The 17,991-nt window shown below is 63.3% G+C and carries 12 protein-coding genes and 2 tRNA genes; 6 read left to right on the top strand and 8 right to left on the bottom strand.

Annotated features, from left to right (window positions below; all coding sequences use genetic code 11):
* Positions 1-4 precede the first annotated feature (4 nt).
* Both ACT3TS_RS15070 and ACT3TS_RS15065 read right to left on the bottom strand, forming a co-directional pair.
* Positions 5-1,306: an ABC transporter substrate-binding protein gene (locus ACT3TS_RS15070; protein WP_444532333.1), complete on the bottom strand. Its 1,302-nt coding sequence runs from the start codon at positions 1,304-1,306 to the stop codon at positions 5-7.
* A 36-nt stretch (positions 1,307-1,342) separates the two neighbouring features.
* On the bottom strand, positions 1,343-2,557 hold the full coding sequence (locus ACT3TS_RS15065; protein ID WP_444532332.1) for an aminotransferase class V-fold PLP-dependent enzyme: 1,215 nt from the start codon (positions 2,555-2,557) through the stop codon (positions 1,343-1,345).
* A 229-nt stretch (positions 2,558-2,786) separates the two neighbouring features.
* On the opposite strand from ACT3TS_RS15065, the gene ACT3TS_RS15060 reads away from it, so the two are divergent.
* From ACT3TS_RS15060 to ACT3TS_RS15045, 4 genes are all read left to right on the top strand, one after another.
* Positions 2,787-3,479: a FadR/GntR family transcriptional regulator gene (locus ACT3TS_RS15060; RefSeq protein WP_444532331.1), complete on the top strand. Its 693-nt coding sequence runs from the start codon at positions 2,787-2,789 to the stop codon at positions 3,477-3,479.
* Positions 3,480-3,600: 121 nt separating this feature from the next.
* The gene (locus tag ACT3TS_RS15055; RefSeq protein WP_444532330.1) at positions 3,601-4,353 is read left to right on the top strand and encodes an ABC transporter ATP-binding protein; all 753 of its coding nucleotides are present in this window, start codon (positions 3,601-3,603) and stop codon (positions 4,351-4,353) included.
* Position 4,354: 1 nt separating this feature from the next.
* Entirely contained in the window at positions 4,355-6,880 is a 2,526-nt protein-coding gene (locus tag ACT3TS_RS15050) for an ABC transporter permease (protein ID WP_444532329.1), read from the top strand.
* 218 nt (positions 6,881-7,098) lie between these two features.
* The gene (locus ACT3TS_RS15045; RefSeq protein ID WP_444532328.1) at positions 7,099-8,103 is read left to right on the top strand and encodes a hypothetical protein; all 1,005 of its coding nucleotides are present in this window, start codon (positions 7,099-7,101) and stop codon (positions 8,101-8,103) included.
* Between the two features lie 105 nt (positions 8,104-8,208).
* Here ACT3TS_RS15045 and metG read toward each other — a convergent pair whose 3' ends face one another.
* The 6 genes from metG to ilvD all read right to left on the bottom strand — a co-directional run bounded on the left by metG (position 8,209) and on the right by ilvD (position 17,432).
* Positions 8,209-9,786: a methionine--tRNA ligase gene (gene metG / locus ACT3TS_RS15040; RefSeq protein ID WP_444532327.1), complete on the bottom strand. Its 1,578-nt coding sequence runs from the start codon at positions 9,784-9,786 to the stop codon at positions 8,209-8,211.
* Positions 9,787-9,905: 119 nt separating this feature from the next.
* A complete protein-coding gene (gene serA, locus ACT3TS_RS15035; RefSeq protein WP_444532326.1) occupies positions 9,906-11,501 on the bottom strand; it encodes a phosphoglycerate dehydrogenase in 1,596 nt (531 codons plus the stop codon).
* Positions 11,502-11,774: 273 nt separating this feature from the next.
* On the bottom strand, positions 11,775-12,800 hold the full coding sequence (gene ilvC, locus ACT3TS_RS15030) for a ketol-acid reductoisomerase (protein WP_444532325.1): 1,026 nt from the start codon (positions 12,798-12,800) through the stop codon (positions 11,775-11,777).
* Positions 12,801-12,892: 92 nt separating this feature from the next.
* Positions 12,893-13,405 carry an acetolactate synthase small subunit gene (gene ilvN / locus ACT3TS_RS15025; protein WP_444532324.1) on the bottom strand — a complete coding sequence of 171 codons (513 nt, stop codon included), beginning with the start codon at positions 13,403-13,405 and terminating at the stop codon, positions 12,893-12,895.
* A 2-nt stretch (positions 13,406-13,407) separates the two neighbouring features.
* Positions 13,408-15,297, bottom strand: coding sequence for an acetolactate synthase large subunit (locus ACT3TS_RS15020; protein WP_444532323.1), 1,890 nt, complete (start codon positions 15,295-15,297; stop codon positions 13,408-13,410).
* A gap of 395 nt (positions 15,298-15,692) precedes the next feature.
* Entirely contained in the window at positions 15,693-17,432 is a 1,740-nt protein-coding gene (gene ilvD / locus ACT3TS_RS15015; RefSeq protein ID WP_444532322.1) for a dihydroxy-acid dehydratase, read from the bottom strand.
* A 253-nt stretch (positions 17,433-17,685) separates the two neighbouring features.
* On the opposite strand from ilvD, the gene ACT3TS_RS15010 reads away from it, so the two are divergent.
* Both ACT3TS_RS15010 and ACT3TS_RS15005 read left to right on the top strand, forming a co-directional pair.
* Positions 17,686-17,758 (top strand) — tRNA-Lys (locus tag ACT3TS_RS15010).
* Between the two features lie 74 nt (positions 17,759-17,832).
* Positions 17,833-17,905 (top strand) — tRNA-Lys (locus tag ACT3TS_RS15005).
* Positions 17,906-17,991 lie beyond the last annotated feature (86 nt).

Here is a 17,991-nt window from a genome sequence, read left to right as displayed (position 1 = left end):
GTGACTAGCCCGCCATCTTTTCGGTCCAGTAGCTGTCCCAGCTGGCCAACAGTTCCTTGGTGGTCATCTTGCCGGTCAGCACGCGCTGCAGTTCGCCGTCGGACTTCTTGATCCATTCGGTCCACCAGGACACTCCGCGGGGCTGCACTGCTGAAATGTAGGTGTCGGGGTTCTCCGTCATCGTGACATAGGCAGCCCACGGGCCGGTGCTGTAGAACGGATCGTCGGCGGCAGATTTGAGGATCGGCACCAGGGAGTTGTCCTTGCTGAACTGTGTGGCCGGTTCGCCCTGGGACAGGTACTTGATGAGCTTGACGGCCTCGGGCTTGGCGGTGCTGGACTCGGCGATGCCCCAGCCGGCGGTTGCCACCGGCTGGATGGCCTTGCCCGTGGGCCCTGTCAGCAGGGGTGCGACACTCCACTGGTCATCCTTGATGGACTTGGATTCCTTGATGGTGGCAATAACCTCGGGATCCTGGAGCAGGAACGCCGTGGAACCGTTGCTGAACCCCTGCACCATTTCCGGGTAGCCCCACGCAACCGACGACGGCGGCGAGCCCTTCTTGAAGATCTCCAGGTAGTCATCCATCGCCTGCTGTGCCTCCGGAGCGGAGAAGATGGTCTTGCCGTTGCTGAGCTTGAAGGCGTTTTCCTTGTCAACCTGATCCGCGGTGTAGGCCTCGATCACGGCGACGGCGTTGGAGTTGGCGTTGGGGCCGCCGCGGAATGCGTAGCCAAACTTGTTGGCATCGGGGTCATTGAGCTTTTCCGACTGTTCCAGGAGGTCCTGCCAGCTGGCGGGCGGACCGGAGAAGCCCGCATCCTTGACCAGGTCAGTGCGGTAGAACAGCGAAAGTCCGTAGAAGCCGTACGGGATGTAGTATGTCTTGTCGTCCTGCTTGGAGTAGTTGACCGCATTGTCGGTCAGGTTCTCCCAACCATCCCAGTCTTTCAGGTCGGCAGTCATGTCATAGAGCCAGTTGTTGGCCCCGAACGATCCCACCGTGATGTCACGGGCTTCAACAACGTCGATCCCCTTGCCCGACTGCAGCATCTGCTGAATCTTCTGGTCGGCCGAGTCCGTCGGCGGGGAAATCAAGTCAACCTTGATGGTGGGATTCTCCTTTTCGAATCCCTCCAGCAGTGCCTTCAAGGTGTCGGTGCGGGTGGGATTGGTCAGGCTCTCCACCATTTTGAGGGTGACGGTGCCGTCGGCGGAGGTGTTGCCCCCGCCGCCGCCACAACCCGAGAGGGCCAGAACTGCGGCAACGCCCAAGGCGGTGATGGCTGTTAACTTCTTTTTCATGGAAGGCCTTTCATAATGTGTGGAAGCGGTCATTTTCTAGCGCAGCCGGGCCAGCCGGAGCAACTCCGGAACAGCCCGTTCTGCGAATGCCTCAAATTCCCGGGCCGTGTTGTAGGCATGGGTGGACAGGCGCAGATAGCCTGCCCCGCCAAAAGTGGTGATGGCAGTTTCAAAATTCAGCATGTCTGAAATCCAGGCCCGCACGGCGTGGGAATCCTCGTGCGTCGTTGCCAAACCCTTGGGAAGCCGGATCAGGCGCAACTGCCCCACCGGCATTCCGACGTCGACCGCGGCATCCTCCCCCGTCGCTGCCGAGAAGGCGTCCTGAATAACCGCTGCGCCGTAATCTGCCAATGTGCGGGAGTAGCGCCGGACCTCGTCCCAGCCATAGCGGGTTTCGATGGTGTCAAAGGAAGTTTTGGCTGCCATCCAGGAGGTGATGTCCTGGGTGCCCACGTGGTCAAAGCTCTCCGGGAACTCATGTGGGAAGCCCCAGGAATCGATCAACGGATGCAGGTGCTTGCGCAGCGGGCCTCGGGCAACCACGGCGGCCGTGCCACGCGGGGCGCAGGCAAATTTGTGCAGATTGCCCACCCAAAATCCCTCAAAGTCAGGCACAGGGGCAGCCTCGGCGCCGGGTGCGTGGGCACCGTCAACCAACACCGGGATGCCCAGCTCCCTGGCTGCCTGGGCGATCTCCAGCACCGGCAGGCTGCGCGCCGTGGCTGAGGTGATCTGGTCGATCACGATCAACGCGGTGCGCTCCGTCACCTGCGCCATGACCAGCTCGCAGCTCAGTGCCGCGTCGGCATCCAGGGGCACGACGGCGACCCGCACCTCCCCGCTGCATTCGCGGGCCACGCGGCGGGCACCTTCCAAAACGGCCCCATAGGCGTGGTCGGTGGTGACAATGTCGGCACCCCTGGAGAAGGTCAGCGAGTTATAGACGACGCTGACGCCGGCGCTGGCGTTGGGAACCAACGCCATGTCATTGGCGTCCACCCGTAAGAAGGCCGCGATCTCGGCACGGGTTCCGGCCAAGGCTGCTGCCTGCCCCATGAACCAGGTGCAGGGATTTGCATCCATCTTGGCCTTCAACAGAAATTGATGTTCCTGGGCAACTCGAGGCACGGCGCCGTAGGAGCCGTGATTGAGGTGGACCTTGTCAGCGGTCAGGGACCAATCTGACGTTGCAGGCTGCCCGTCGGGGGTCAGCAGGGCATTCGGGGCGGTGATGAGAGTGGAGGCCACGGAGTTCTTTCTGTTGGTGGCAGGTAGTGAATGCTCAGTAAGCTATCTCACATTTGGGGTGAAGACAAGAGGTGAGTCGGAGAATTTGTCTGATGACTTAGTAAAACAGGTCGATGTTTCCGCGTTGTTACGGCCAAATGTCAAAAAGAGATAGGAGGACTTGAACAACACGTATGATGAATATGTCCAAGAGGACGTGAACGGGCAACAGCTACCGAGGAGACCGCTGATGAGTGCAGTGGAGACCGCCATGCAGGGCCTGCGTGCCAAGATTGCCTCCGGAGAGTTGGCCCCGGGACAGAAATGCCCGCCGGAAGGGGAACTCGCCGTTCAGCTGGGCGTCTCCAGAAGCTCCCTGCGCGAGGCCATCCGGGCCATGTCGGCGTTGGGCGTCATGGAGGCGCGGCACGGGTCCGGAACCTATGTTTCCTCCCTGGAACCGGCCGAAATCCTCAAGGGCTTCGCACTGCTGGTGGACATCTTCCCGTTCGACAGCGTCCTTGAGCTCTTTGAGATACGGCGGGCCCTGGAGTCCCATGCAGCCGCCGGGGCCGCGGCAAAGTGCACGCCGGAACTGATGGCCGAATTGGACGAGCTGGCGGCCAAGATGGAGGCAACGGAAAATTCGGCCGACATCTCAGATTTGGATGCCCGCTTCCACGAGGCCATTTGCGAGGCTGGCGGAAATTCGACGCTGACCGGCCTCATGAGCCTCTTCCGTTCCAGGGGCCGGCACTTCAACATCTTTGACAGCGCTGAAGGTGCAACGGTGCGGGAAGTCAGCAACAAGGGCCACCGCGACATACTTGAGGCCATCCGCAACCGGGATCCTGCCTCGGCCGCCACCGCCACCGCCGGCCACATTGCCCAGTCGGAATTTTGGCTCAGAAAATTCAGGCCGGCACCCCAGGTGCTCGACTAGCCGATCCAGCCACGGCGGGGCCGGACTCAGCCCACGGTAGGAGGCGCCGGCGTCGAACATTCACGGCATATCCACCCATGCTCCGATCCGCCGCCCGGGCCCGCGGAAATAGGCTGGGACCATGACCATCACAACAGCACAAAATCAACGCACATTGGCGGTTCAGGCCCGCGGACTGCGCAAGATCTACGGCAAGGGCGAGACCGAGGTGACGGCGCTCAAGGGCGTTGACCTGGAGTTCCCGGCCGGACAATTCACCGCCATCATGGGCCCGTCGGGCTCCGGCAAGTCAACGCTCATGCACTGCCTGGCCGGGCTCGATTCCGTCACCGGCGGCACCATCCACCTCGGCGACACCGAGCTGACCTCGCTCAATGACAAGGCCCTGACGCAGCTGCGCCGCGACCGGATCGGCTTCGTGTTCCAGGCGTTCAACCTCGTGCCGACGCTCACCGCAGAAGCCAACATCACGCTGCCCGTGGCGCTGGCCGGCGGCACCGTGGACAAGGAATGGTTCACGTTCGTCACCTCAACCCTTGGCCTGACCGACAGGCTCAAGCACAAGCCGCACGAGCTCTCCGGCGGCCAGCAGCAGCGTGTGGCCGTGGCCCGCGCCCTGCTCACGCGCCCCGACGTCATCTTCGGCGACGAGCCCACGGGCAACCTGGATTCGCGCTCCGGCGCCGAGGTCCTGGGCATGCTGCGGCGCTCCTCCCGCGAAATGGGCCAGAGCATCATCATGGTCACGCACGACCCCGTGGCTGCCTCCTACGCCGACCGCGTGGTTTTGATGAACGACGGCGAACTGGTGGGCCAGCTGGAAAACCCCACCGCTGAATCTGTGCTGGCTTCGCTGGCCCAGCTGGGGGCCTGACATGTTGCAGGTAGCCCTGAGCCAACTGCGGACGCACTCGCGCCGCTTCATCGCCATCACCCTGGCCGTGCTGCTGGCGGTCGCGTTCCTGTCGGCCACCTTGATGGTCAACGCCTCCACCGGTGCGTCGCTGAAGGCCAGCATCGGCCAGGCCTACTCATCGGCTGACATGGTGGTCTCCCCAACCCGGGATCGGCCCCTAACCCAGTCCGACGCCGACAAGGTTGCAGCCTCCCCCGTTGCCGCCGAGTCCTACCCCCAGTTCTCGGCATACGCCGAGTCGGCCCTGGGCAAGGCCTCCGTCGGCGCCATGGTCCGGAGCATGCCGGCATTCCCGTCGCTGGAACCGGTCAAGCTGCTCTCCGGCGCGTGGCCCACCAGCGACAACGAGGTGGTGGTGGACACCGTCACCGCCGAACGCAACGACGTCACTGTGGGCAGCAAAACCACCCTGACGGGCGTGATCGCGGGCGTCGGAAGCGCGCCCGACGACGCTGCCACTGACGGGTCTGCCGCCGCATCCGCCGCACCCAGCCTGGACGCCACCGTCACCGGCATCATGGCCGCCTCCGCGGACCCCACGGCGCAGGGATCGGCCCAATTTGTGGGCACGCAGGCCGCCGTGCAAAAGCTCGGCGCCGCCGGGACAGCCCTGGACAGCATCACGGTGAACCTGGCACCGGGCACCTCAGTGGCCGATGCCAAGACGGCCCTTGCCGGCACCCTGGACAGGCCCGCCGACACCATCCTGACGGCCGATGAAAAAACCACCGAAATGGTTGCCAACTTTACCGGCGGACAGGACCAGTTGACCATTGTGCTGCTGGCCTTTGCCGGCGTGGCACTGCTCGTTGCCGCCCTGGTGGTTTCCAACACCTTCTCCGTGCTGGTGGCCCAGCGCACCCGGGAATTGGCGCTGTTGCGCTGTGTTGGTGCCAGCCGCAAACAGGTCCGGAACTCCGTCATGGTTGAGGCCCTGGTGGTTGGTTTCGTCGCTTCGGTGCTGGGCGTGCTTGCCGCCACCGGAACCATGGCCCTGGTGTTGAGCCTGCTGCGCCAGAACCCGGACTTTACGTTCGCCACCTTGGCGGTGCCGCCGTCGGCCATTATTGCCGGGCTGCTGGTGGGAACCCTGCTGACCGTCCTGGCCGCATTGGTGCCGGCCCGCGCCGCCACCGCAGTGGCGCCGCTCGCCGCGCTGCGCCCGGTTGACGACGCGTCGGTGCACAACGCCGGCGGCCGTGTTCGCCTGACCATCGGCGTAGTGCTCATCCTGGCCGGCGGTGTCGGGCTGGTGGTTGGCGGCCTGACGTCGAACCTGCTGCTTGCACTGCCCTCGGGTGCCGCATCCTTTGTCGGCTTCCTCATGGCGGCCACGTTGTTTGTCCCCAAGCTGGTCTCGCTGGCCGGCACGCTGGCCCGCCCGGCCGGGGTGCCCGGGAAGATGGCGGCAGCCAACGCCGTGCGCAATCCGCGCAGGACCACGGCGACGGCCTCCGCGCTGCTCATCGGCGTCACGCTCGTGACCATGATGATGACGGGTGCGGCCACGGCACGGAGCTCCTTCGACACCGCGCTCGACAGCAGCTACCCGGTGGATCTTGCGGTGCAGGGATCCCCGGGTGAGCAGGCCTTTTCCGAGGCTGACCTCGCCACAGCCGCGGCGCTTCCCGGCGTCGAGCACATCGCCCGGCTGGAGCTGGTGGGCATGGTGACGGCTGGGGACAACCAGCTGGCTGCGTACGGCATTTCCGACGCCGACGCCCTCTCGCTGCTGAAGAATCCGGCCAACCGTCCCACCCGGACGTCTGCTGTGCTTCCCAAGGACATGGCAGCCGCCAAGGCCAGCCTGGTCGCCGGCACGCAAACAACGAACCTGACGGCCACCGCCGCCACGAACTACGGCATGACTGCCTTGGTGTCGCTGGATGCGTTCCCGCCGTTGGCCGCCGATGATCCGGTCCGGCAGCAGACCGCTGCTCCCTTGTGGATCTCCGTGGACCCGTCCCTGGATGCCAACGCACTCATGGATCTGCGCACCGCTTTGGCAGGGGCGCTGCACGTTGACGACGCCCAGGTCGGCGGATCCGTGCTGGAAAAGGTCATGTTCAACCAGGTCATCGACATGCTGCTGCTGGTCGTTACCGGCTTGCTGGCCGTGGCCGTGTTCATTGCCTTGATCGGCGTGGCCAACACGCTCTCACTGTCGGTGCTGGAGCGGACCCGGGAGAACTCGCTGCTGCGGGCACTGGGCCTGACCCGAGGACAGCTGCGCGGCATGCTGGCCCTGGAAGCGGTGTTGATCGCCGGGGTCGCAGCCATCATCGGCTCGGTGCTGGGCTCGGTGTACGGCTGGGCCGGGGCACAATCGGCCCTCGGCACCTTTACCCAAGTCACGGCCGTGATCCCATGGGGCCAGATCCTCGCAGTGGTGTCCGTGGCTGCCGTTGCCGGGCTGCTCGCCTCCGTGGTGCCCGCCCACCGTGCGGCCAAGCTCTCCCCCGTGCAAGGCCTCGCGATGGACTGACTCTCAACGCATCCTCGAAAAGGGACGGCGTTTGCGTAAAAGGACGGTGGTCTGCCACCCGCTTTTTACGCAAGCGCCGTCCCTTTTGCGCGGCAGGGGCGTGCCACCGCGTGGGCCTGCGCCGTTGATTCCTCCACACCAGGATTGGCGCGTGAGTTGTGCACATTTACCGAGATGCCTCTTCCGCACGACGCTGTTGCGGTGAAAGCCTGTAGCGCATGGACACCCCACACTTGATCTTGCCGTCCGACCTCGAACGTGTCGGGCAGGACCGCCGCACCCTGGTTGCTCGGCGCAACAAGGGCGAACTCTTCAGGGTTCGCCGAGGGGCCTATGCCCTGTCGGCTGAATGGAAGGACCTGCACCCACTGCGGAAATATGGGCTTAGGGCACAGGCCCTGCAACTTGCAGCACGGCGCCAGCCAGTGTTTTCCCACGCCACGGCAGCGCTGCTGTGGGGGCTGTGGACAGTGGGAACACCGGGGCGGTTGCACACCATGACGGAAGTGACCACAGGCGGACGCAGCGAGAATGACGTGGTTCGCCATCGCGGGTCGCTGACGGAGGGCGTGGTCCGGTGCGGACCGTTCCTGCTCACGGACAAGCTCACCACGGTCATGCAACTGATTCTGAGCCTCGATTTCCCCTACGCGGTGGCCGTGTGTGATTCGAGCCTGCGGATTTCCGACCGCAAACACGCCTTCAATCGTTTCGGTCCCGCCGGAGACGAACCACTCACGCGTGAGCCGGTGTGGCAAAGCAACTACCCGCAAGGGCCGCCGTTGCTGCGCGAAGATCTGGTGTCAGCCGCCGAGGCGCTGCACAGCAAGTCCGCAAGGCTGAGGGCTCTGACCGTCATCCACTTCGCGTCGGCACTTTCAGGTTCCGCAGGTGAATCCCTCAGCCGCGCCAAGATGCACATGTTCGGCTTTCCAGCCCCGATTCTGCAAAAGAAGTTCGTCCTGCGCGACGGCAGCAACGCCTTGGTGGACTTCTGGTTTGAGGAACTGAACTTGGCCGGGGAGTTTGACGGCAAAGACAAGTACCTGCGTTCGGGTTGGGGCGGCGGTCTGTCTCTTCAGGACAGGATTTTGAAGGAGAAGGCCCGTGAGGACGATATTCGGGGCCAGGGTGTGCGGTTTGTCCGGTGGACTTGGGCCGAAATGATGAACAAGAACCGGTTCATCCATCTCCTTCGTCAGGCCGGGCTGCGCCAAAAGTAGTTCCGGACGCAGAAGAGCCGGTGTTTGCGGTTAAAGCGGGTGGTCTAACACCCGCCGAAACCGCAAACACCGGCCCTTTCCAAAAAAGCACCGGGGAAGAGGCAGTTAAGCCTCGGCGGCGGGTTCCTCGTACCTCGGGAAGATCGGTGCCGGGGCGGGCAGCACGGTTCCCGCGACCAGCGGCGTGGCGATGGCGGCGAACTGGCGGGCCGCGTCATCGGCGGAGGTGCCCTGGCCCAGCACGGAGAGCAGCTTCGCCGCAGCATCCGGCATGACCGGCTGAATCAGGATTGAAACCATGCGCAGCACTTCCAGCGTCACGTACAGGACCGTTTCCATGCGGGGCACGTCGGTCTTGCGCAGCACCCAAGGCGCCTGGTCGGCGAAGTAGGCGTTGGTGTCGCCCAGAACGTGCCAGATCTTCTCCAGCGAACCGTGGAAGTCCTGTGTCTGGTAGGCGTGCCGGGAGTGTTCCAGCAGCTCGCGGGCTGCGGCCAAGATCTCGTCATCAGCCTCAATGAACGCGCCCGGCGTCGGAACAACGCCCTCGCAGTTCTTGGCCACCATGGACAGCGACCGCTGTGCCAGGTTGCCCAAGTTGTTGGCCAAATCGGCGTTCATCCGGCCCACCACGGCGTCGTGGTTGTAGGAACCGTCGGCACCAAACGGGACCTCGCGCAGCAGGAAGAAGCGGACCTGGTCCAGGCCGTACTGGGCAACCCAGTCGGCCGGAGCCACAACGTTGCCCAGCGACTTGGACATCTTCACGCCATTGTTGTGCAGGAAGCCGTGGATCATGACGCGCTTGGGCAGCTCCAGCCCGGCGGACATGAGGAACGCCGGCCAGTACACAGCGTGGAAGCGGGAGATGTCCTTGCCGATGATGTGCACATCGGCCGGCCAGTATTTCTTGAAGGCTTCGGAGTCCACATCGGGGTAGCCCACGGCGGTCAGGTAGTTGGTGAGTGCGTCAACCCACACGTACATGACGTGCTTGTCGTTGCCGGGGACCGGGACGCCCCAGTCGAAGGTGGTGCGGCTGACGGAGAGGTCCTCGAGGCCGCCCTTGACGAAGCTGATGACCTCGTTGAAGCGGGTGCGGGGGGCACCGAATTCCGGCTCGGCCTCGTACAGCGCCAGCAGCTTGTCCTGGTAGTTGGAGAGGCGGAAGAAGTAGCTTTCCTCCTCGGTCCAGGTCAGTTCGGTGTCGGTGACCTTGGAGTAGCGCTTGCCGTCCTCGCGCAGTTCGGTCTCGTCCTCGCCGTAGTAGGCCTCGTCGCGGACCGAGTACCAGCCCTCGTACTTGCCCAGGTAGATGTCCCCGGCCGCTTCCATCTTCTGCCAGATGGCCTGCGACGCCGCATAGTGGTCGGCGTCCGTGGTGCGGATGAAGCGGTCGTAGCTGATGCCGAGGGCCGCGTGGGCTTCCTTGTAAATGGCGGCATTGCGGTCCACGAGTTCCTTGGGCGTGACGCCTTCGTTCTCGGCCGCCTGGGCAATTTTCATGCCGTGCTCATCGGTGCCCGTCACGAACATGACGTCGAAGCCGTCCAGGCGCTTGAAGCGTGCCATGGCGTCGGTGGCGATGTATTCGTAGGCATGCCCGATGTGCGGAACACCGTTCGGGTAGGTGATGGCTGTGGTGAGGTAGTAAGGCGTCTTGGCCGAGTCAGTAGATGTCACCCCACAAATTTACCGTGAACGCGGGCGAAACATCGATTCGTGTCTCAAAGCACGACGGCGGCACGCAGGTGAGAAGGAAAACTCACCCGGGTGCCGCCGTCGTATGTGGTGCGGAAGCGTCAGTCCTCCAGGTCGACCTCGCGGGCGACGGTGGCACCGATTTCGGTCTTGATGGCCTCGAGGAGGCTCTGCGGCACGGAGCTGTCGACCGTGATCAAGGCCAGCGCCTGGCCGCCTTCGGTGTGGCGGGCGACCTGCATGCCGGCGATGTTGACGTCGTTCTCGCCGAGGAGGCGGCCCAGTGCGCCGACGACGCCGGGACGGTCCACATAGGAGATCACCAGGAGGTGGTCGCTCATGGGGATTTCCAGCTCGTAGCCGTTGACGCCCACGATTTTCTGGATCTGCTTCGGACCGGTCAGGGTGCCTGAAACGGCGATCTGTGAATCGTCGGACAGTGCGCCGCGGATGGTCAGCACGTTGCGGTAGTCGGCTGATTCAAGGGTGGTGATCAGGTTGGTCTTGATGCCGCGCTGCTCGGCCAGAACCGGGGCGTTGACGTAGGAAACCTGCTCGGAAACGACGTCCTTGAAAACGCCCTTCAGTGCGGAGAGCTCAAGTGCCTTGACGTCGTGGGCGGCAATTTCACCGGCAACTTCGACGTCGATCTGGGTTACGGAGGCGTGACTCAGTGCGGTGAAGATGCGGCCCAGCTTCTCGATCAGCGGGATGCCGGGGCGCACGTCGGAGGCGATGACGCCGCCGGCAACGTTGACGGCATCGGGGACCAGCTCACCTGCGAGGGCCAGGCGCACCGACTTGGCGACGGAGACGCCGGCCTTTTCCTGGGCCTCGTCGGTGGAGGCGCCCAGGTGCGGGGTGGCGATGACGTTGTCGAGGCCGAGGAAGTCAACGTCGGTGGCGGGCTCCTTGACGAACACGTCAATCCCGGCACCGGCAATTTCGCCGTCGCGCAGGGCAATGTTCAGGGCTGCTTCGTCGATCAAGCCGCCGCGGGCCACGTTGATGACGTAGGCGCTCTTCTTCATCTTCGCAAACGCCTCGGTGCCGATCATGCCCAGGGTTTCCGGGGTGCGCGGCATGTGGATGGTGATGAAGTCGGACTGCTCCAGCAGCTCATCCAGCGAGAGCAGCTGCACGCCGAGGCTGGCGGCGCGGGCCGAGGTGACGTAGGGGTCGTAGGCAACGATCTCCATGCCGAAAGCCTTGGCGCGTTCGGTGATGAGGGCGCCGATGCGGCCCAGGCCGATGATGCCGAGCTTCTTTTCCAGCAGCTCGGTGCCGGTGTACTTGGAGCGCTTCCACTCGCCGTTTTTCAAGGCGGTGCTGGCGGCCGGAATATGGCGGGCCAGGGAGAGGATGTGACCGATGGTCAGTTCGGCGGCGGAGACGATGTTCGACGTCGGGGCGTTGACCACCATGACGCCGGCCTGCGTCGCAGCCTTGATGTCAACGTTGTCCAGCCCCACACCGGCACGTGCAATGACCTTCAAGTTCTTCGCTGCGGCAATGGCCTCGGCGTCGACCTGTGTTGCGGAGCGAACCAGGATCGCGTCAACGTCAACAATGGCGGACAGCAAGGCGGAACGGTCTGCGCCGTCGGCCTGGCGGATTTCAAAATCGGGCCCCAGGGCCTCAATTGTGGCGGGCGAAAGTTCCTCAGCGAGGAGTACTACTGGCTTGGTGGCTGTCACCGGTGACCTCTTTAGCTTGTCGATAGTGTTCTTGTGGGGATTTTGGTGATGGTTCTTGTGTTGTGATTTCAACAGAAAAGCCGGACTCCAGCTTATGGGAGTCCGGCTTCCCTGCCGTAACATTCAGCAGGATCAACGACGCAAGCGACGCAGATCACACCGCCGTGCAAAGCCCTGGGCCCGCACCCGAAGCACATGGGCGGGGTGGGGCCCCGCGCCCGAGGGACCCCAGTCGCGGCTCGCTCAGCGAGCCGATACGGGAGGGCGTGGGGACTAGCGGGCTACGGAGCCTTCGGTGTAGTCGTCGCTGTTGCTGACCCAGGAGAACAGTCCGCGCAGTTCGCGGCCGGTGGCCTCGATGGGGTGCTCTTCACCCTTCTTGCGCAGCGCCTTGAATTCAACGCCGCCGTTGTCCTGGTCCTCGATGAAGCGAGTTGCGAACGCACCGCTCTGGATGTCCGCGAGGACAGCCTTCATGTTTTCCTTCACCTCGGGGGTGATGACGCGCGGGCCGGAGACGTAGTCGCCGTACTCTGCGGTGTCGGAAACGCTCCAGCGCTGCTTGGCAATGCCGCCTTCCCACATGAGGTCAACGATGAGCTTGAGCTCGTGCAGCACCTCGAAGTAGGCGATTTCCGGCTTGTAGCCGGCTTCGGTCAGAACTTCAAAGCCGTACTGGACGAGCTGTGAGGTACCGCCACAGAGAACTGCCTGCTCGCCGAACAGGTCGGTTTCGGTCTCTTCGGTGAAGGTAGTCTCGATGACGCCGGCGCGGGTTCCGCCGATGCCCTTCGCGTAGGACAGGGCCAGGGCCTTGGCGCCGCCGGTGAAGTCCTGTTCGACGGCGATCAGGTCGGGGATGCCTCGGCCGGCTTCGAATTCGCGGCGGACGGTGTGGCCCGGTGCCTTCGGAGCAACAAGGGCAACGTCAACATCGGCCGGGGGCGTGATGTAGCCGAAGCGGATGTTGAAGCCGTGGCCGAAGAACAGCGCGTCGCCGGCCTTCAGGTTCGGTGCAATGTCCTCGGCGTAGACGAAACGCTGAACCTGATCCGGTGTGAGGATCATGATCAGGTCGGCTTCCTTCGTTGCATCTGCAACGCTAAGGACGCGCAGGCCCTCGGCCTCAGCCTTGGCGATGGACTTGGAGCCCGCCTTCAGGCCGACGCGAACGTCAACACCGGAATCGCGCAGGCTCAGTGCGTGCGCGTGGCCCTGGCTGCCGTAGCCAATGACGGCGACCTTGCGACCCTGGATGATGGAGAGGTCTGCATCGTCGTCGTAGAACATGTCAGTCACTGTGGAACTCCTTGAATGAATGGTGTGTGTAGCTGGTGGGGAAAAGTATTTCATGGTGGCCCATGGGGCCGGTGGCCTGCCGGGCCGGTGCGCTAGGAGGCGCGAAGGGCCCTGTCGCTCATGGAACGGGATCCCCGCCCAATGGCCAAGGTGCCTGATTGCACGATTTCCCGGATCCCAAAGGGTTCCAGGACATTCAGCAACGCTGCAAGCTTGTCCGCGTAGCCGGTGGCTTCGATGGTCAATGAGTCTGTGGACACATCAACCACTGAGGCCCTGAAGAGGTCTGCGGCCTGGGTTACCTGCAGTCTCGTGGCGGCATCCGCACGTACCTTGACCAGGATGTGGTCCCGTTGTACGGAATTCTCTGAAACAAGTTCAACGATCTTGATGACGTTGACCAGTTTATTCAGCTGTTTGGTGACTTGTTCAATCAAGTCACCGTCGGCGTCGACCACAACTGTCATGCGGGAGATTCCCACATTCTCGGTGGGGCCGACCGCGAGGGAGTTGATGTTGAAGGCGCGGCGGGCAAACATGCTTGCGACGCGGGTCAAAACACCGGGCTTGTCTTCAACCAGTACGGAAAGAGTATGTCGAGTCATGGTCAGTCCTCCTCGTCCCACACCGGGGTCATGTTCCTGGCAACTTGAATTTGATCATTGCTGACGCCCGAGGGCACCATCGGCCAGACCATGGAGTCAGGGCTGACAACAAAGTCAATGATGACGGGGCGGTCATTGATGGCCAGCGCGGCCTCAATGGTGGCGTCGATGTCCTCAACGCGTTCACAGCGCAGGCCGACACAGTCGTAGGCGTCCGCCATTTTCACAAAGTCCGGGACCCGGATGGAATTGTGGCCTGTGTTCAGGTCCGTGTTGGAGTAGCGGCTGTTGTAAAACAGCGTCTGCCACTGGCGGACCATCCCCAGGGATGAGTTGTTGATGATGGCAACTTTGATGGGGATGTTGTTGATGCGGCAGGTGGCCAGTTCCTGGTTGGTCATCTGGAAGCAGCCGTCACCGTCAATGGCCCATACAACGCGGTCGGGGTTGCCGACCTTTGCGCCCATTGCTGCCGGAACCGAGTACCCCATGGTTCCCGCACCGCCGGAGTTGAGCCAGGAGCGGGTGCGTTCGTACTTGATGAACTGGGCAGCCCACATCTGGTGCTGTCCAACGCCTGCCACATAGACGGCTTCGGGGCCGGTCAGGGCGCCGATGCGTGAGATGACACGCTGCGGGGACATGAGTCCGTCTTCCGGCTCGGTCCAGCCCAGCGGGTAAGTGTCCCGGAGATTGCCCAGGAACGCCCACCAATCCCCCAGGTCAGGGGTGCCGTTGGCCTCAAATTCAACCTTCAACGCAGCCGTCAGGTCGGGGATGATTTCCTTGACGGAACCCACGATCGGCACGTCGGCCGTGCGGTTCTTGGAAATCTCCGCCGGATCAATGTCGGCGTGAATGACCTTCGCGTGCGGTGCAAAACTGCTGAGCACGCCGGTGACACGGTCATCAAACCGCGCACCAAGGGTGATGAGCAGGTCGGACTGCTGCAGCGCCGTCACAGCCGAAACCGAGCCGTGCATGCCGGGCATGCCAACGTGCAGGTGGTGCGAGTCGGGGAAAACGCCGCGTGCCATCAGCGTGGTGACAACGGGTGCGCCGGTGAGCTCGGCCAGGACCATCAGTTCTTTGTCCGCGTTGGCCTTGACGACACCACCGCCGACGTACAGCACGGGCTTCTTGGCCGCGCCGATCAAGCGGGCGGCTTCACGCAGCTGCTTGGAGTGGCCGCGGAAGACGGGACGGTAGCCGGGCAGGTCGATGACGGGCGGCCAGGAGAACGTCATCGGGCCGACCTGGGCGTCCTTGGACACGTCCACCAGCACGGGGCCCGGGCGTCCTGTCGAGGCGAGGTGGAATGCCTCCGCCAGAACCCGGGGAAGCTCATTCGGGTCCGTTACCAGGTATGAATGCTTCGTGATCGGCATCGTGATGCCCACGATGTCGGCTTCCTGAAAGGCGTCGGTGCCAATCACCGAGCTGGAAACCTGGCCGGTGATGGCAACCAGCGGAACCGAGTCCATGTGCGCATCCATGATGGCCGTGACAAGGTTCGTTGCGCCGGGACCGGAGGTGGCGATGCACACGCCCACCTCGCCGGTGACCATGGCGTAGCCCTGGGCGGCGTGCCCGGCACCCTGCTCGTGGCGCACCAAAACGTGATTCAGGGACGAGGCCATGAGGGGGTCGTACGTGGGCAGGATCGCTCCACCGGGCAAACCGAAAATATCCTTGACACCCAGCTCCTCAAGCGACCGCACAAGCGCCTCGGAACCGCTCATCTGCACCGGCGCCACAACATTGTTGGGACCGACGACGTCGGAGGCTGGCTTTGAGGTGCTCACGGCACCAGAAGTGGTGCCACCTTGGGCACCGTGTCCGGAGGACTTGGCTGCCATCAGCGCTGGGCTGGCGGGCGTTCCTTTACTCATCGGTTCTTCCTTTGGGAAACTCATGCTCTGGGTGGTTCTAAAGTAGTTGCGCTTAATTCCGGGTGGTTCACGCAATGGTACGAGTTGCCGCTGGTGGTGGAAACAAAAAAACCCCTCAGCCCATAAGGCAGTCAGCGAGGGGTATGCACGTGGTGTGACATACTCTCATGCGAGTGTCACGGGACCAGTGGCCATGGGTGCGGCCACTTCGCGTCACGCGCTAGCTAATGACGACTACAAGATTTCGTTGCATGTCTGTAAGTCTCCCGTTTTGAGCTGTTAAGTGTCAAACAGGCCACACCGTGATCTCACTATGTGGACCCATAGTCCACCCTTTGGGCATCTTCGCCGATTTTCCTTGATTCGCGGCCATCGGCGCCGGTATCTGCAGCCCGTCAGCCGCAGTAGGCGCCGGTCGATGCGCTGTTGACGAGCTTGGCGTACTTGGCCAGGACGCCCGTGGTGAACTTGGCCGGCAGCGGCACCCAGCCGATCTTGCGGGACTCGAGTTCGGCGTCGTCAACCAGGAGGTCAAACGAGCGGGCCGCAATGTCGACGCGGATCTTGTCCCCGTCCCGCACAAAGGCGATGGGTCCGCCGTCGACCGCTTCCGGAGCCACGTGGCCAATGCACAGGCCGGTGGTGCCCCCGGAGAAGCGCCCGTCGGTGAGCAGGAGGACGTCCTTGCCCAGGCCGGCGCCCTTGATGGCCCCGGTGATGGCGAGCATTTCGCGCATGCCGGGGCCGCCCTTGGGACCTTCGTAGCGAATCACGACGACGTCGCCGGCGTGAATTTCGCCCCGGTCCAGGGCCTCGAGGGCGCCTTGCTCGCGTTCAAACACCCGGGCCGTGCCCTCAAAGACATCCAGGTCGAAGCCCGCACTCTTGACGACGGCACCCTCGGGGGCCATGGAGCCGTGCAGGATGGTGATGCCGCCGGTCTTGTGGATTGGGTTGTCAAGTGCCCGCAGGACCTTGCCGTCGGGGTCCGGCGGGTTGATTTCGGCCAAGTTCTCGGCAACTGTCTTGCCGGTGACGGTGAGAGCGTCGCCGTGGAGGAGTCCGGCGTCGAGCAGTGCCTTCATGATGACGGGCACGCCGCCGATCTTGTCGACGTCGAACATGACGTAGCGGCCGAAGGGCTTGAGGTCGCCCAGGTGCGGAATTTTGTCGCCGATGCGGTTGAAGTCGGCCAGCGTCAAATCGACCTGGGCTTCGCGGGCGATGGCGAGCAGGTGCAGCACGGCGTTGGTGGATCCGCCGAAGGCCATGGTGACGGCGATGGCGTTTTCAAAGGCCTTTTTGGTCATGATGTCGCGGGTGCGGATGCCCTTTTCCAGCAGGTGGACAACAGCCTCACCGGACTTGCGGGCGTACATGTCACGACGGCGGTCGGCGCTGGGCGGCGCGGCGGAGCCTGGCAGGGACATGCCGAGCGCCTCGCCGATGCAGGCCATGGTGTTGGCGGTGTACATGCCGCCGCAGGCGCCTTCGCCGGGGCAGATGGCGCGCTCGATTGAGTCAAGGTCCTTCACGCTCATCGTGCCGGCGGCGCAGGCACCGACGGCTTCGAAGGCGTCGATCAAGGTGACCTCCTTCTCCGTGCCGTCCTCCATTTTGGCGAAGCCGGGCATGATGGAGCCGGCGTAGAGGAACACGCTGGCAAGGTTCAGCCGGGCGGCGGCCATGAGCATGCCGGGCAGGGACTTGTCGCAGCCGGCCAGCAGCACGGAGCCATCCAGGCGTTCGGCCATCATGACGGTTTCCACCGAATCGGCGATGACTTCGCGCGACACGAGGGAGAAGTGCATGCCTTCGTGGCCCATGGAGATGCCGTCGGAGACCGAAATGGTGCCAAACTGCATGGGAAATCCGTCGGCCGCGAAGACGCCTTCCTTGGCGCCTTGGGCCAGCCGGTTCAGGGAGAGGTTGCAGGGCGTGATTTCGTTCCAGGAGCTGGCCACACCAATTTGCGGTTTCCTGAAGTCGTCATCCCCCATGCCGACGGCACGAAACATGCCACGTGCCGGGGCTGCGTGAATGCCGTCGGTGACAACCCTGCTGCGGGGTTTGATGTCCGGCTTGCCGTCGGCGGTACGGACGACGTCGTCTGCTGATTTGATGTCCTCGCTCATGAGCGCCAGTCTAGGGCTGAAGTGTGGACCGGGCTACTGTTTGGGGCCTGTTGCCTGCCACGTCCCTGAAATTTTTCTGGCCTGGAACCGCGATATTCCGCGGTTTCCCGCCGGAGTCGCTGTGATCCGCGCCTCAAAATGCGCGAAACCTGCCGTTTCGATTTCGCACTCGCCCAAAAACCCGGTAGAGTTTCATGTCGTTGCGAGGAACACGATGGCTACAAACCGAAGTGCGCTTCCGCAGTGAAAAGATGCACCCCTAGCTCAATTGGCAGAGCAATTGACTCTTAATCAATGGGTTTCCGGTTCAAGTCCGGAGGGGTGCACGGGTAAAGCCGCTCCAACACTGGTAACAACCGGTGTTGGTGCGGTTTTTTACTGCGAATAAAATGAATAAAAGGCACCCCTAGCTCAATTGGCAGAGCAATTGACTCTTAATCAATGGGTTTCCGGTTCAAGTCCGGAGGGGTGCACAGGGTAAAGACCGCTCCAACACTGGCAACAACCGGTGTTGGGGCGGTTTTTTGTTGCCCGGAGATGTGTGCGGGGGCGCAAACAC

Source organism: Specibacter sp. AOP5-B1-6, assembly GCF_052376555.1.
Lineage (GTDB): Bacteria > Actinomycetota > Actinomycetes > Actinomycetales > Micrococcaceae > Specibacter.
This window is presented reverse-complemented; position numbering and strand designations above follow the sequence as displayed.